Origin of the sequence: Agrobacterium tumefaciens (assembly GCA_025560025.1) — a bacterium.
Classification (GTDB): Bacteria; Pseudomonadota; Alphaproteobacteria; order Rhizobiales; family Rhizobiaceae; genus Agrobacterium.
In genome coordinates this window covers 1,769,624-1,785,288 of record CP048486.1, presented here as the reverse complement: position 1 = coordinate 1,785,288, position 15,665 = coordinate 1,769,624, and the positions used below count along the sequence as shown (strand labels likewise).

Below are 15,665 nucleotides of genomic sequence, written 5' to 3'. Positions count from 1 at the left end.
CTCTATGGAAAAGAAAAATTGCATTTGGTACAGAGTTCATGCCTGAATGTTATGGGAGGAGTAAAGGTTGCGGTTGAAACCACGGCAGGTCGAAGCTTTCCGCAGCGTCATGATGACCGGCGGCATTACGGCTGCGGCGGAGGCCATGAACGTGACGCAGCCGGCGGTCAGCCGGCTGATCCGCGATCTCGAAGACATCGTGCAGATGACCCTGTTTGAAAGGGTGGGCGCCCGGCTGATGCCGACGGCGGAAGCGACGAAGCTCTATCGCGAGGTGGAACGCCTCTATCTCGGGCTCGACCAGATCGGACAGGCAGCCGCCGACATCCGCCTGCACAAGAACACCGTCCTGCGCATCGCCAGCGTCACATCCCTGGTGCGGCCCTATCTGCATAGGGCGATCATCGACACGATCGGCGACCGGCCGGATATTCCACTGGTGATCGACGTTGAGAATAGCCGATATATCTGGGACATGGTCGAGCAGAACCGTTACGATCTCGGCCTCGTCTTCAGTTCGCCGCGCATGGTGGAAAAAAATGCCTTCCGCCTGCACAGCGCCGGCGCCGTCGCCGCCATGGCCCCCGGCCATCGGCTCGCCGGGCGCAACGTCATAACGCCGGCCGATCTCATCGATGAACGTGTGCTTATTCCGGGCAGGAATTCGCCGCTGAGGCTTTCGCTGGACAGGGCCTTCTCCCGTGAAGACCATCAACCTGTCAGCACCATGGAAACATCGATGCTGAACTGCTGCCACTTCGCCGCCGCCGGCATGGGCGTCGGCATCGTCGATCATACCAGCCTTCGCTCCGCCGGGGCCGAGGTGGTTGCAATTCCGTTCGAACCAAGGATCGAGGTCTCTTATTTCGCGATACGCCCGAGCGGCGGCCAGAGGATCGCTATCCTCGATGACATCGTCGGACGGATGCAGGAGATGTTGCGAGCAGAATGACCCGCAACGAAGCAGAGCTGGCAAAGATTAAAGGCCGCCCTTCCGACCTCACGCCGCACTCACGCTCATAAACGACTCGGAGCAATGCCGTGCCGACAATTCAAGAAATAAGCAATTGCCTTTTCCAAATGGTCGAAATTTGGGCAATCGATCCCTCGTTTATAAAATCCATAAAATTACTATGACATTAGGTTCCGGCCATCGGGGGATTAACGACGGACGGTAAACCTGATCATCATCAGGAGCATTTTTAATGTCATCTCAGGGATTTATCGGCGGCTTCATAAAGTCGACCATCGCCGCGGCGCTGCTTGCGAGCGCAGCATTGTCTGGAACCGCTCATGCCGGTCCAACACTCGACAAGATCAATCAGCGCGGTACGATCAAGGTCGGCGTTGGCACTACGCCGGGCTTTTTTTCCCCGGACAGCAATGGCCGGTGGCAGGGTTTCTTCATCGATTACGGCCGCGCGCTGTCGATTGCCGTCTTCGGTAATCCGGACAAGGTGGAATTTACCAATTCCTCTCCGCAGCAGCGCCTGCCTGCCCTGCAGAGCGGTGAATTCGACATTCTTCTTTCCGGCGTCACGGTGACCGTTACCCGTGCCTTCAAGCTCGGCTTCCACTTCGGTCCGACGATTTTCTATGACGGCCAGGGCATTCTGGTCCGCAAGGATCTCGGCGTCACCAAGGCGGCCGATCTGGACGGAGCCACCATCGGCGCCCAGAGCGGAACGACCGGCGAACTCAACGTTGCCGACTTCTTCCGCAAGACCGGCAAGAAATTCACACCGGTCACCATCGAAGACACCGGACAGTTTATCGCTGCGCTGGAATCCGGCCGCGTCGACGCCATCACCCAGGACTCGTCCGATCTGGTCGGCAAGCGCACCCAGCTGAAGAAGCCTGACGACTATATCGTCCTGCCGGAGCGGCTGTCGAAAGAGCCGCTGGCGCCCGCCATCGCCGGCGGTGACGACCGCTGGCTCGAAATCGTGAACTGGACCGTCAACGCCACCATCCAGGCGGAAGAATGGGGCATTACGTCCAAGAACGTCGATGAGTTTCTGAAGTCTTCCGACCCGGCGATCCAGCGTTTCCTCGGCGTCGACCCTTCGCTTGCAGAGGCGATCGGCCTTGATCCCAAATGGGCTTATAACATCATCAAGACGGTCGGCAATTATGGCGAAATCTTCGACCGGCATCTGAAGCCGCTTGGCTGGGATCGCGGCTATAACCGTCTCTGGACGGATGGCGGCCTGCTCTATTCGCCACCGTTCCGCTGAGAAGACCGAGCCTTCACAGATGTCCACAATCACAACGCCGGGCCCTCGCAGGCCCGGCATTTATCGTCGGCTTCTCATGTGGTGGGGTCATCGCCCCATCGCTCAATTGGCAATCATCGCATCGTTCGTCGCATTGCTCATCTATCTCGGGATCAACGTCACGGCGACGATGGCGCGCATCGGCGTTTCACCCGGTTTTGACTTTCTCTGGCGTTCGGCAAACTTTGAAATCGGTGAAAGCCCGATCGCTTTTGCCGCCGGCGACCCCTATCTTCGCGCCATGCTCGCGGGCCTGCTCAATACGCTGAAAGTCTCGCTGTTCGGCTGCATATTCGCAACCATTCTGGGAGTGGCGGTCGGCGTTGCCGGCCTGTCCGGAAACCTGCTCCTCGCCTCACTGGTACGGTGGTATGTGGAGTTGATCCGCAATACGCCGCTCCTGCTGCAACTCTTCTTCTGGATCTCGCTCGCCAAGGCATTTCCGGCACCGCGTCAGGCGGGCGCCCTGTTCGGATCGATCTACCTCACCAATCGCGGCGTCTATGTTCCGACGGTCTCGGTGGAAGGTTTCCCGCTCGCCGGACCAGTGTTTGTTTTCACCATTCTGCTTGCCGTTGGCCTTATGCTTTTTGTGCTGTTGAAGTTGAAAAGACTGAACGGATGGCGCATCGGCATAGCCGCCATTCCCGCAGCGGCAATTGCCACTTTCTTCGCCCTGGCAGCGAACTTCACGTTTGAAACACCGGCATTGGCCGGCTTCAACATCCGGGGTGGTTATAATCTGACGCCGGAATTCGCAGCACTCCTGACCGGTCTGATCATCAAATTTTCCGCGGCAATCGCAGAAATCGTCCGGGCGGGCATCCAGTCGGTCAATCGAGGCCAGTGGGAAGCCGCCCGCGCGCTTGGGCTGCACAATGGGCAGATCATGCGGCTGATCGTCCTTCCGCAGGCGCTGCGCGTCATCACCCCGCTCGCCACATCGAGCTATCTCGATCTCACGAAGGATTCCAGCCTGGCGGTCGCGATCGGTTATCCGGATCTCGTCAGCATCGTCAACACCACCGCCAACACAACCGGCCAGTCGCTGGAAGCCCTCATGATCCTCATCGGCACCTATCTCGGCATCAATCTGGCCGTTTCCGCCCTCATGAACCAATACAACAAGAGGGTGGCGCTGAAGGGGACGGCACGATGAGCAAGCCGGCCGAAAATATCTCCCGCCAGCCGGTTCAGGGTCGGCTCGGCAAGCTGCGAACCGGCCTCTTTGGCACCATCGCCAACTCGGCCATCACGCTTTTGACACTGGCGGCATTGGGCTGGCTGCTGCCGCCCTTTTTCAGATGGGCCCTGTTTGACGCCACATGGAGCGGAACATCGGCGGATTGCGCTGCGCGCGACGGCGCCTGTTGGGCCTTCATTGCCGCCAAGCTGCGTTTCATTCTGTTTGCCTTTTATCCGCCGGAACTCCAATGGCGCCCAGCCCTCGTCGTTGTCATTCTTGCTGCTCTGCTTGTCACAAGCGCTCTCCCCCGCTTCTGGCGCAGGGAACTATTGCTTGTCTGGCCGATTGCGGTCCTTGTGTCCTGGATGCTGCTGACGGGCAGTTTTGGCAGCTCACCGGTTCCGTCCAACCAATGGGGCGGGCTGCCGGTGACACTTTTCGTTTGGGCCATCTGCTTTGCGGCCGCGACGCCGATTGCGATCCTTCTGGCGCTCGCCCGTCGCTCGAACCTTGGAGGGCTCCGCACCCTTTCCATCGTCTATATCGAGGTGATGCGCGGCACGCCCATGGTCGCGATCCTATATATCGCCATGTTGATACTACCCATGGCACTGCCGGAAGCACAGTTCGACAAGATGATCCGGGCGATGATCATGATCACCCTTTTCTGGGCGGCCTATATAGCCGAAGTCGTGCGCGCCGGCCTGCAGGCGATACCATCCGGCCAGCAAGAAGCAGCCACCGCGCTCGGCATCGGATACTGGCGGACGATGCATCTCGTCGTCTTGCCCCAGGCGTTGCGCATCGTCATTCCCGGCATGGTCAATCTGGCAATCGGCTTCCTGCTGGCAACGTCCCTGCTTGCCGTTATCGGCGTCTTCGACCTGCTCAATGCCGCCCGCGCGGCGGCAACCGATCCGGGCTGGCTCGGCTTTTATAACGAAGCCTATTTGCTGGTGGCTCTTATCTATTTTGCCATCTGCTTTGGTGCATCCCGCTATAGCCTGTGGCTGGAGCGCCTTCTGCGAAAGCGCCCCACATAGAGGAATGGAAATTCTCGCATCGGCCATTTTTGAGATGGACGTCTACATACGCTCGTTATTTTTGAGAAATATAGATTTTTCTTCCTAAATTCCGTTAAATCCGATGGTTTTTCGCATAAGGTTTGTATATATTTTTTGTAGAAAATCATCACCAAGGGACCTCGGATATGAACTTTGCATCCGCCTCGTCTGCATTGACACCGGACCATATCCGTCGCTCCCGGCCGTGTTGTCGCTTCTCCCTGCCGCGAACGCGGGCGTCGTCAAAAGACGACCCGTACCGAGCCAACCCACAAAGCCAAAATTGGCGGAGAAGCGAAATGCAAAGACAAACAATCGAATATCAGGGACTGCCGGTCGGCATTGCCGTTCCCAATGACGACAAGCTGCGGTTCATCGCGGTTAAATTCCACGTCATCGATCTGGATAACCTCCAGTTTTCCAGCGTCGCGGAGCTGAAGTCGGCGATCAGGGCGCATCTGGGCAATGAACAGGCCCTGGCAGCCTGACTTATCCGAGACGACATCGTTACGAGTGCCGTTTACCGGCCAATCACGTAATTTCCAAAAAACGGAAACAGGACATGGCCTTTCAAACTGCTCCCCTCGAAGATACGGCCTCGCTGCCAACTCTCGACTTTTCCCGCTTCCATGCGCCGGAAGAACGCGCCGCTTTTGTCCGCTACCTGCGCAACGTGCTCCATAACCATGGATTCTTCTATCTCACCGGCCATGGTGTCGACCCACGGCTGGTTGAAGACGTCCTGTCGATCTCGAAGCAGTTTTTCGCCTTGCCGCTCGAAGAAAAGCTCAAGATCGAAATGGTGAAGTCACCACATTTCCGTGGCTATAACCGTGCCGGTCAGGAGCGGACGAGGGGCGAGCAGGACTGGCGTGAACAGCTCGATATCAATACCGAAGGCGCGCCGGCTAAGATCGGCCCAGACTCGCCGCCATGGAAGCGGCTGTTTGGCCCCAATCAATGGCCTGAAGCTTTGCCGGAGCTGAAACCGCTGCTGCTGCGCTATCAGGCGGAAGTAACGCGGATCGGCATTGATCTCCTCAAGGCAATTGCCGCTGCTCTTGGCCAGCCGGAAAATGTCTTTGCCGAGATTTATGAACCACAGCCCACGCAGCTTCTCAAAATCATCCGTTACCCCGGGCGCGACGTGGCCGAAACCGATCAGGGCGTTGGCGCTCACAAGGACGGCGGCTTTGTCACCGTGCTTCTTCAGGATACGACAGCCGGGCTGCGGGTACGCACCGAAGCAGGAGACTGGATCGACGCGCCGCCAGTGCCTGGCACTTTTATCATCAATACCGGCGAATTGCTGGAACTCGCCACCAATGGTTTCGTCCGGGCGGACGTGCATGACGTCGTAGCGCCGCCTGCAGGTGTGGAGCGTTTCTCCGTCGCATTTTTCCTTGGCTCGCGTTATGACGCCACCATACCGGTCATCGCATTACCGGACGAGTTGAAACGCTCGGAACGTGGCATCACGGTTGATCCACTGAATCCGATTTTCAGGGAAGTCGGGCAGAACCACCTGAAAAGCCGCCTGCGCTCGCATCCCGACGTCGCGCGTGCGCATCACGCCGATCTTCTGTCACCGGAACAGCAAAACGCCTGATCAGCCGCGATTTTGCAGGCCATTTCGGAAGGCGTGGCCCCATCGGCAACCCGGAAAGGCATGGGCGCACATCGGTTTTGATACCGCCCATCGCCACTACCAATCTTTCCCCTCCGAGACCTTTTCAAGGCTCTTTCGTCGCAGCATCGGCCGCCGATTCAAGATGGCGAGGATGACGGGGATCGTCGTGGGGTTTCAGGAAGAAGCGGCGGGCGACATCGAGATAGCCGTCATAGACCAGACCGCCATTGATCTCGACAAGGGTGTTTCGATGGCGGCGATAGAGCAAGGGGATTTTGTACCAGGGGACAGCCGGCAATTTGTGATGCAGCACATGCAGATTGTTGTAGAGAAACAGCAACCCGAACAACGGACTGTTCTCGACGATCGCCGTGCGCTCATCCTGATGGTCGGCATAACGATGTTCCGCATAGGAGCGGAGCCTGCTCAGCGCCGCGCCGACATAAACGAAGCCGAAGAGATAGAGCCACAGCGGCATTCCGCAAATCCCCACCACCCAGATCAGAACAGTCGCAACGCCCATAGCGTGCCGCGCCCAGAGCGCCGCCCGCGGCCTGTCGCCCTTCAAGACCAGAGACGCCTCCTGCGCGAGGAAATTAACGATCATGACCAGCGGGCCAAGTGTCAACCGGCCCAGCAGGGTGGTGTTCCAGAGTGCCAGATATCGACCGACCAGGCCCATCTTCTCCCAGGCGGCCTGGGTGAAATAGGAGGATTCCGGATCTTCGATCGGATCGGTCAGGTGTTCGTCGCGATGGTGGGTCAGATGCCCTTCCCGGTAAATGGCATAGGGCAACCACAGGGATAAAGGCGGCCAGCCGATCGCGTCATTGATGGTGCGATAGCGGGTGGGGTGCCCGTGGATGACCTCATGCTGGAGCGATCCGTGCCAGGCAATCAGCCACCCGCCAATGGCGATCACGACAACAACAGGCAGAGATTGCCAAAACCAGGTCACCGCCAGGAAGCCGCCGTAAATGACAACCGCCAGGGCTACCGTCTGCCATTCGATGGGGGCTATGGCCAAGGAACTGACGGGCGAAGGGAAAATATCGGAAGGCGGAAGACGGGACATGAAGCAGGTTCCGGCTGAAACGTAAAAGCGATGGATTTCGCCCGCCACTATAAAGCTGGCTACCGGATGCCGCGCCGCACGGCTTTGCAACAGAACCGCAAAAAAGGGAAAAATGGTTGTGTAACAGGGCTCTAGGTAAAATATTTATTCTATAAAATTTGTGTGTTATTGGTTTTAATCCCCATCGAATTGATGAGCGCCGCCCGCATCGTGTGAGCGGGCGCTCCAGACCGGAGGGACATTTCTTGACATTCAATACCACACGCAGGCAGGTGCTCTTCGGCGGCGCGTCCATTGCGGGTCTCGTCGCCCTTGGCGGCATTGATCCCGTTTTTGCCGGTGCCGACCGTTCCAGGATCGTCGTCCGCGTCGAGAAGGACCTTTCAAATCTCGATCCGGCCAATCGTTCAGGCCCGATCGATCTCAACGTCCTCTGGTCGGTGCAGCAGGGTCTGATCTCCTTCAAGCCGGGCTCGACGGACTGGGAACTCGATGCCGCCGAAGAGCTGGAACAGGTGAGCGACACCGAAATCCGCTTCAAGCTGCGCAGCGGCCTCAAGTTCACCAATGGCTATGGAGAACTGACGGCGGAAGACGTGAAATTCTCCTTCGAGCGTTTCCTGAAGCCCGATGCGGACGGCAAGCCAGTCACCTATGCCAAGGACTGGTCGGCCCTTGATCGCGTCGAGATCACCAGCCCCCTTGAAGGCCGCATCATCCTGAAGCAGCCGGCGCCGGCGCTCTACACGATTGCACTGGCCGATGGATCGGGGCGTATCATCTCGAAAAAGGCTTTCGAAGCACTCGGCAAGGATATCGCCACGAAACTGATCGGCAGCGGCCCCTATGTTCTCAAGGAATGGGTCCCACGCGAGCATTTCACGCTCGAAATAAACCCCGACTACAAGGGGCCGATCAAGCCGCACTTCCAGCAGATCGTCGGCAAGCCGATCGGAGAACAGAAGACTTCGGAAATCGCCTTCCAGTCCGGCGAGATCGACTTCACCGCAATCGACCCTGAAAACGGAAAGGCGCTGGCGAACCTGCCGGATGCGAGCGTGACGGAAATTCCCGCCATCGACTATGTCTGGTTCGGACCCAATATCGAGAAGGCTCCCTTCAATGATATCCGTGTTCGCCAGGCGATCCGTTATGCCGTTGATATCGACGCGATCCTTCAGGGCGCCTATTCCGGCATCTATCCGCGTGCCAATTCGCTGCTCGCGCCGAGCCTGCTCGGATACTGGAAAGAAGCCCCCGTCTACGCAAGGGATCTGGAAAAGGCGCAGGCATTGCTGGCCGAAGCCGGCCATGCAAACGGCTTCAAGACCAAGCTGACCATTGAAGCGACGGCACGTTACGAGGCAATTGCCCAGATCATTCAGGCCAACCTCTCCGAAGTCGGCATCGAGGTGGAGATCGAGGCATTGGAATCCGCTGCCTATTGGGCGCTGGGCAAAAATGACGCCAGCAAGGATCTCGAACTGTCGCTTGTCAAATTCAACGGGAAATTCGACCCCGGCTTCCAGACGCAATGGTTCACCTCGGAACAGGTCGGCCAGTGGAACTGGCAGCGCTGGAAGAATGCGGAATACGATGCGCTGCATGAAAAGGGCGGCGTCACCGTCGATCCCGCCGAGCGCGAGAAGATTTATATCCAGGCTCAGAAACTGCTCGACGAATCCGCCGCCTTCATCTGGATCACGCACAATCTGAATGCTTTTGCCTCACGCAAATGGCTGAAGCCCGGCGTTCTTCCGAACGGCAACAACTGGCTCTACACCGCCTTTACGGAAGCGACGGCCTGACCCCGTGCGTGTTGTTTCAATGACAGGTGAGGATGCGCTGCGATGAGGAGCGCATCCCTGCAAATTCATCTCGCCTTCAAGCTGGCTACGGCGCTTCTCGCCGTTGCCGGCTCCGTCATATTGCTGATGGCGCTCACTCGGCTTATTCCCGGCGATCCAGCAACGGTAATCCTCGGTTCACGCGCGACGCCCGAGGCCGTGGCGGCACTCAACGCCCGTATTGGCCTCGACAAACCGCTGATCGAACAGGTTTTTGCCTTTTTCGGCCGTCTCCTTTCCGGCGATCTCGGAGAGGATGTCTTTAACGGCCGCCCGGTCCTCACCCTTGTTGCGGCGGCATTACCGAACACGGTGGCTCTAGCCGTTTCCGCCATGTTTTGCGCCATCGCGCTCGGGGTTCCGCTTGCCCTCATCTCTGCCCGCTGGCCCGGCGGCAGGGTGGACCGGCTTATCGCTTTCTTCAGCGTCGGTTTTATCTCGACGCCAAGCTTTGTCGTCTCGGTGTTCCTCCTGATGATGTTTTCGGTGAAGCTGCGGTGGTTTCCGGTGTTGGGGGCCGGAGAGAGCGGCGATATCGGCGACCAGCTTTGGCATCTCGCCTTGCCGACAGCGGCGCTCGCCGCCGGCTGGATCGGTTATATCGCCCGTCTGCTGCGCGCCTCCCTTTTGGAGGTGCTCGGTGAAAACCAGATCCGCACGCTGCGGGCATATGGTGTCAGCGAAACGAAAATCCTCATAAAATATGCCCTCAAACCGGCAATATTGCCTACCGTCGCGGTGCTTGGCATGGGCTTTGGCGAGCTTTTAGGCGGAGCGGTCTTCGCGGAAGTCATTTTCAACCGTCCCGGGCTCGGTTCGTTGATCTATGACGCCATTCGCACCCGCAACTATCCGGTGGTTCAGGGCGGCGTCTTTGTCATCGTGCTGCTCTACGTGCTCACCAATCTCATTGCAGACCTCTCCCAGAGCCTGCTCGATCCGCGCGAGCGCGCACGGCTCGTATCTGGAAAGCAACAGCAATGACCGTCCTCCGCGACCTCTCCCGCCGCCCCGGCGGCACATTCGCAATCTTTGCGGTTACATTGCTCTGTCTGGTGGCAATCGCTGCTCCGCTGATCGCGCCCTATGGTCCGAACGCGATTGCACCGGCCAGCCGCTTCATGGACCCATCATTGCAACATCTTCTGGGAACCGATCATCTCGGGCGTGACATATTAAGCCGCCTTATCTTCGGTACGCGCATAGCGCTCGGCATCTCGCTCTCCGTCATCGCGATCTCGCTGACGACCGGCGTCGCCCTCGGCGTGGCGGCAGCCCTCTCCTCCCGTGTCGTCGACCTCTTCATCGTCGGCATCTTCGATGTCGTGACCTCGTTTCCAAGCATCATCCTCGCTCTGGCGCTCGTCGCCGTCTTCGGCCCCGGCCTCGGCAATGTCGTACTGCTTGTCAGCATCGTCTTCATTCCCCATTTCGGCCGTGTCGCCCGCGCCCAGACGATCGCGATCCGCAACAGTCCCTTCATCGAGGCGGAAAGGGTTCTGGGCGCCGAGACCTGGCGGGTCGTCCTGCATCACGTCACGCCCAATATCATCGGCCCGATTTTCGTATTGGCGTGCATGGATATCCCCGTCGTCATCACTATCGAGGCGGGGTTGAGCTTTCTCGGTCTTGGCGTGCGCCCGCCGCTTGCCAGCTGGGGCAACCTGCTGAACGACGGCTATACCTATCTCGACCAGTCGGTATGGCTCGCCACTTTTTCCGGTCTGGCGCTGATCCTCGCGACACTCGGTTTTGCGCTTCTCGGTGAAGCCCTGCGCGACACACTCGACCCGAAGCTGAGGAAAAGCCTGTGACAGACGCCCTCGTCCTCATCGAAAACCTCAACGTGTCTTACAAGAGCGCCGGGCATAGTGCGCATATTCTCGACGGCGTCGACATCACCATCGGCCGTGGCCAGTCCGTCGGCCTCGTCGGTGAAAGCGGCAGCGGCAAGTCAACGGTTGCCTTCACCCTGCTCGGCCTGCTTGCCGACAATGCGGAAATTTCGGCAAATCGCGCGACCTTCAACGGACGTGAGACAAATCTGGCATCAGGGGAAACGGCAAGCCTGCGCGGCACCGATATAGCCATGGTCTTTCAGGACCCCATGACCGCGCTTAACCCCATGTTCACGATCGGCACACAGCTCGTCGACATCCAGCGCCGGCGATTTCCAAAGGAAAGCCGGCGGGCGCTGTGGGCGCGGGCGGAAGCGGTGCTCTCGGATGTGGGGTTGCAGGATGCGGCCCTGCGGATGCACCGCTATCCACACGAATTCTCAGGCGGCATGCGACAGCGTGTTGTCATCGCCATGGCGCTGCTGGTCGAACCAAAGCTATTGATTGCCGACGAGCCGACGACCGCGCTTGACGCGACGGTTGAAGCCCAGGTGGTGGAGATGCTGCATCGGCTGCGGCAACGGACCGTCGCTTCGATGCTGGTCGTCAGTCACAGCATGGGGCTTATCGCCGAGCTCTGCGACAGTGTCATCGTGATGTATGCGGGAACGGTGGTGGAAAGCGGCCGGGTGGCGGATGTTCTGCATCGCCCGCACCATCCCTATACCCGAGCCTTGCTCAACTGCGAGATCGACCCTTACGCCGCCTTCGACCGCCTGCAGGATCTTGCCACGATTCCCGGGACTGTTCCCGATCCATCCCACCGGCCACAGGGCTGCATCTTCGCCGAGCGCTGTCCCTCCCGCCATGATCGCTGTGTAGAAAGGCCACCCCGCCGACAGGCCGGGAGCGGCCAGACCTTCTTCTGCTGGCTGGAGGCGGCATGATGAGCACCCCTGCCCTCTCATTGAAAAATGCGGTGATCCGTTATGACCGGCTAACCGCCGTCGATGGCGTATCGCTGGATCTGTTCCCCGGCGAAACCCTTGGCCTTGTCGGGGAAAGCGGATGCGGAAAATCCTCGCTTGCCCGGGCCATTGTCGGGCTTCAGCCGCTTGCCGCCGGTACGCTCTCGGTCGGAGGAGAGACGCTTACTGATGTGACAAAGGCGCGCCGCAACGATCTGCAGCGCCGCATCCAGCTCCTGTTCCAGGACCCCGCCGCCTCACTTTCTCCGCGCATGAAAGTGCGCGCGCTTCTGGCTGAACCGCTAAAAATACGCAGGGTACATTCGGCCGAGAGCTGGGCGCGCATCTCTGCCCTTGCGGAAAGCATCGGCCTCGGCGAGCAGCTTCTTTCACGCTATCCGCATCAGCTAAGCGGCGGGCAGGCGCGGCGCGTTGCGCTGGTGCGGGCGCTTGCCGCCGAACCTTCGATCATCGTCGCCGATGAACCAACGGCTGGCCTCGATATCTCCATTCAGGGCGAATTGCTCAATCTCCTGCGCGTGCTTCGGGATCGCCTGAAGCTCAGCTATCTGCTTATCTCCCACAATCTCAATGTCGTCGGCCGCGTCACCGATCGTGTCGCCGTGATGTATCTTGGCCAGATCGTCGAGAGCGGGCCGACGGCCGACTTGTTTCACAGTCCTGCGCATCCCTACACACAGGCACTGCTCTCGGCCAATCTTACACTCGATCCCGGCCGCCGGCGTGAGCGCATCGTACTTGCCGGAGAATTGCCAAGCCCGGGCAACCCGCCCTCCGGCTGTCGTTTCCACAAACGCTGTCCCCTGGCGCGCCCACGCTGCGCAAGCGAGGTGCCGCGGCTTTTTTCCGCCGGCTCATCCGGCCGCAGCGTCGCCTGCCACTTCCCACTCACTGTGGAAGCGGAAACCCTGCCTCAGGCGATAGCGGGGTAACCATGACGCGCGGCATCCCGATCAAACTCGGCCAGGACTTCATAATCGGCATCGCCAAGCAGGCTGATGCCGCGCAAAGACAGCGTATCGCAGACGTCGGCAAGTTCGGGGTCGGCGATGGTTTCCGCCAGAGCCCGTCGCAATATCACCAGCTCCCTTGCCGGTGTCGCAGCGGCCGTGATGAAGGGCAGACCCGGTCCCTTTGCCGTTTCGGCAAGGATGCGCACACCCGCAACCCGTTGCGGATCGAAGCGCAGGGTGTTGCCGAAGGTAATGCAGTCGATGGAAGCGACATCCGCCTCGCCTCTCGACACCGCATCGATACTCGCCAGATGACCGCCTGTCTCCTGCACGGACGAAAAGAACCGGCCCTCATCGGCATGTGGCGCCACGAAAGCGCGGAACAGATTATAACCGGAATTGCTGCCGGGTTCATTGATGGCAGCCCGCGCGCCCCGCAATTGCGTGATCGACTGCGCCTGCGACGCCGCGTTGACAATGATGAAGCTGCATTTGAGCGGACCGTCGCAGCCGGGCAGATTGTAAACCGGGGTCGCCACCAGCTGCACCTTGCCACGCAGGTGCTGCACATAAGGATATCCGCAGGTCTGGCCGAACAGCAGATCGGGCCTGAGCCAAGCCTCATTGTAGCGGATTTCCGCATCCAGCGTCTGCGGCGCATCAACGCCAGCAGCACGAAGACGCTTGCCGAGCGCGGTCCAGAACAGGGCCGTCGCCTCCTTGACCGGCGAAGGGCTGACATACATGGCAAGGCTGGCAAGCGACATTGGGGAAACTCCAGAACGGCAACTGGAAAACCTATGCAATACATAGATTTAAAGTGCAATGCGATTTCTTCGTCGAAAGGAAGCCTGCAATGAACCTGCCCCTGCAAGACACCCACTCTTCGCCTTCGGCCATCACCGATATCACCTGCGACGTGCTTGTCATCGGCGGCGGTCCGGCCGGCTGCTGGGCGGCGTTGGAGGCCGTGGGTGCCGGAGCACGCGTTGTTCTGGTTGACAAGGGTTATTGCGGCAGTTCGGGCGCAACGGCCTCCGCTGGCACGCAGATCTGGTATGTGCCGCCGGATGAAGCCGCACGGGATGCCGCCATGGCAAGCCGTGAGGCAATGGGCGGCTATCTTTCCGAGCGGTCATGGATGGCGCCCGTGCTCGACAAGACTTTCGAAAGCGTCAACCGGCTGGCAGAATGGGGATATCCTTTCCCCAGCGACGACAATGGCGAGCAGCAGCGCATCTCCGTTCAGGGGCCGGAATATATGCGGCTCTTGCGTCGCCGGGTAAAAAATGCCGGTGTCACCATTCTCGATCATCACCCCGCAATCCGGCTGTTGACAGAAGGCGCACGCGTTGCTGGCGCAATCGGTCTGCGGCGGCAACAGGGCGGGCACTGGCGTGTCGCCTCCGGAGCGGTGGTACTGGCGACGGGCGGCTGCGCCTTCATGAGCAAGGCGCTCGGCTGCGATGTCCTGACCGGCGACGGCTATTTGATGGGCGCCGAGGCCGGTGCTGAACTGTCCGGCATGGAATTTTCGTCGGCCTACGCAATTTCACCGGCCTTCGCCTCCATCACCAAGACGGCCCTTTACCGTTTCGCGCAATTCTATCGCAAGGACCATAGCCTGATAGAAGGCGCAGGCTCGGCCCGTGGTCGCTCGATCATCGCCCGCACCCTGCTTTCGCAACCCGTTTACGCTCGGCTTGACCTTGCCGGAACCGATGAGGTGAAGGCGATCCTGCGGCGCGCCCAGCCGAATTTCTTCGTGCCGTTCGACCGTCGCGGCATCGATCCCTTCACCGAATTCTTCGAAGTAAAGCTTCGGCTGGAAGGCACGGTGCGCGGTACCGGTGGGCTGCGGCTGACCGGGCTCGACTGTGCAACGACGGTTGCCGGCCTTTATGCCGCCGGCGACAACGCCACGCGCGAACCGATCTGTGGCGGCTTCACCGGCGGTGGCAGCCACAACGCAGCCTGGGCGATTTCCACGGGCGCCTTCGCCGGCGCCTCGGCCGCAGCCTTTGCCCGCGAGACGGCGGGGATGCCGCGAAGTGACCTTCCGCAGCACAACACGCAGACCGCATCACACACGGAGTTCACCGACCCGGCAAGCATCATCAAGGCGGTACAGGACGAGGTCTTTCCCCTCGACATCAATTATTTCCGCACGGAATCCGGCCTTTCAGCAGCATTGGCGCGGCTGGATGCTCTGTGGACGAAGGCGGTCTCGGCAACGGTTGCCGATGAGAGCCAGATATTGCCGTTGCGTCAGGCGCAGGCGATGATCGCCACTGCGCGCTTCATGTATCGCGCCGCCCTTGCGCGCACGGAAACACGCGGCATGCACCGGCGCGACGATTTCCCGAAGCAGGATCCCGCCCAGCATCACCGGCTCATTCTCAGCGGCCTCGATGCAATCGCCATCCGGCGGGAGCCTGTTGATCCCGGCATCTATAAGGAGGCAGCGGAATAATGATCGAGGTTCTGGATACTGACGCCTGCACGGATTGCAATCTGTGCGTTCAGGTCTGCCCAACCAATGTCTTCGAGGCGATGCCGGGAGGCCCGCCCGTCATTTTACGGCAGGATTCGTGCCAGACCTGTTTCATGTGCGAGGCCTATTGCCCGGTGGATGCTCTTTACGTCGATCCGGATGCCGAGGCCGTGCATGGCCTGACCTTGGACAGCGTGCGGGAGAGTAACCTTTTCGGCAGCTATAGAAAGGCCATAGGCTGGCACAAGGACACGCGCAACCGCCGCCACATCGACGATCACTTTCGGCTTCCGCAATGAATTGTTGCCGGTCG

General features: G+C 59.7%; 15 protein-coding genes. 13 read left to right on the top strand and 2 right to left on the bottom strand.

Features of this window, described 5'->3' with window-relative positions; all coding sequences use genetic code 11:
* Positions 1-67 precede the first annotated feature (67 nt).
* The 6 genes from FY152_22100 to FY152_22075 all read left to right on the top strand — a co-directional run bounded on the left by FY152_22100 (position 68) and on the right by FY152_22075 (position 6,135).
* Positions 68-952: a LysR family transcriptional regulator gene (locus tag FY152_22100; GenBank protein ID UXS34789.1), complete on the top strand. Its 885-nt coding sequence runs from the start codon at positions 68-70 to the stop codon at positions 950-952.
* 253 nt (positions 953-1,205) lie between these two features.
* Positions 1,206-2,237 carry an amino acid ABC transporter substrate-binding protein gene (locus FY152_22095; protein ID UXS34788.1) on the top strand — a complete coding sequence of 344 codons (1,032 nt, stop codon included), beginning with the start codon at positions 1,206-1,208 and terminating at the stop codon, positions 2,235-2,237.
* A gap of 19 nt (positions 2,238-2,256) precedes the next feature.
* A complete protein-coding gene (locus tag FY152_22090; protein UXS34787.1) occupies positions 2,257-3,435 on the top strand; it encodes an ABC transporter permease subunit in 1,179 nt (392 codons plus the stop codon).
* Positions 3,432-4,505: an amino acid ABC transporter permease gene (locus tag FY152_22085; protein ID UXS34786.1), complete on the top strand. Its 1,074-nt coding sequence runs from the start codon at positions 3,432-3,434 to the stop codon at positions 4,503-4,505. The genes FY152_22090 and FY152_22085 overlap by 4 nt, the downstream gene beginning before the upstream one ends.
* 320 nt (positions 4,506-4,825) lie before the next feature.
* Positions 4,826-5,014, top strand: coding sequence for a hypothetical protein (locus FY152_22080; protein UXS34785.1), 189 nt, complete (start codon positions 4,826-4,828; stop codon positions 5,012-5,014).
* 74 nt (positions 5,015-5,088) lie between these two features.
* On the top strand, positions 5,089-6,135 hold the full coding sequence (locus FY152_22075) for an isopenicillin N synthase family oxygenase (protein ID UXS34784.1): 1,047 nt from the start codon (positions 5,089-5,091) through the stop codon (positions 6,133-6,135).
* Between the two features lie 124 nt (positions 6,136-6,259).
* Here FY152_22075 and FY152_22070 read toward each other — a convergent pair whose 3' ends face one another.
* Positions 6,260-7,231, bottom strand: coding sequence for a fatty acid desaturase (locus FY152_22070; GenBank protein ID UXS34783.1), 972 nt, complete (start codon positions 7,229-7,231; stop codon positions 6,260-6,262).
* Between the two features lie 245 nt (positions 7,232-7,476).
* On the opposite strand from FY152_22070, the gene FY152_22065 reads away from it, so the two are divergent.
* The 5 genes from FY152_22065 to FY152_22045 are packed head-to-tail and all read left to right on the top strand — an operon-like array spanning position 7,477 to position 12,837.
* Complete coding sequence (locus FY152_22065; GenBank protein ID UXS34782.1) at positions 7,477-9,039, top strand: ABC transporter substrate-binding protein; 1,563 nt, start codon at positions 7,477-7,479, stop codon at positions 9,037-9,039.
* 42 nt (positions 9,040-9,081) lie between these two features.
* A complete protein-coding gene (locus tag FY152_22060) occupies positions 9,082-10,062 on the top strand; it encodes an ABC transporter permease (GenBank protein UXS34781.1) in 981 nt (326 codons plus the stop codon).
* Entirely contained in the window at positions 10,059-10,892 is an 834-nt protein-coding gene (locus FY152_22055; GenBank protein UXS34780.1) for an ABC transporter permease, read from the top strand. The genes FY152_22060 and FY152_22055 overlap by 4 nt, the downstream gene beginning before the upstream one ends.
* Positions 10,889-11,863, top strand: a complete 975-nt coding sequence (locus FY152_22050) for an ABC transporter ATP-binding protein (protein UXS34779.1) — start codon at positions 10,889-10,891, stop codon at positions 11,861-11,863. Before FY152_22055 ends, FY152_22050 begins: the two co-directional genes overlap by 4 nt.
* Positions 11,863-12,837 carry an ATP-binding cassette domain-containing protein gene (locus tag FY152_22045; GenBank protein ID UXS34778.1) on the top strand — a complete coding sequence of 325 codons (975 nt, stop codon included), beginning with the start codon at positions 11,863-11,865 and terminating at the stop codon, positions 12,835-12,837. Before FY152_22050 ends, FY152_22045 begins: the two co-directional genes overlap by 1 nt.
* On the opposite strand, the gene FY152_22040 is transcribed toward FY152_22045, so the two are convergent.
* Positions 12,819-13,625: a PhnD/SsuA/transferrin family substrate-binding protein gene (locus FY152_22040; GenBank protein ID UXS34777.1), complete on the bottom strand. Its 807-nt coding sequence runs from the start codon at positions 13,623-13,625 to the stop codon at positions 12,819-12,821. The genes FY152_22045 and FY152_22040 overlap by 19 nt on opposite strands.
* A gap of 89 nt (positions 13,626-13,714) precedes the next feature.
* On the opposite strand from FY152_22040, the gene FY152_22035 reads away from it, so the two are divergent.
* A complete protein-coding gene (locus FY152_22035; protein UXS34776.1) occupies positions 13,715-15,331 on the top strand; it encodes an FAD-binding protein in 1,617 nt (538 codons plus the stop codon).
* A complete protein-coding gene (locus tag FY152_22030; GenBank protein UXS34775.1) occupies positions 15,331-15,651 on the top strand; it encodes a ferredoxin family protein in 321 nt (106 codons plus the stop codon). The genes FY152_22035 and FY152_22030 overlap by 1 nt, the downstream gene beginning before the upstream one ends.
* Positions 15,652-15,665 lie beyond the last annotated feature (14 nt).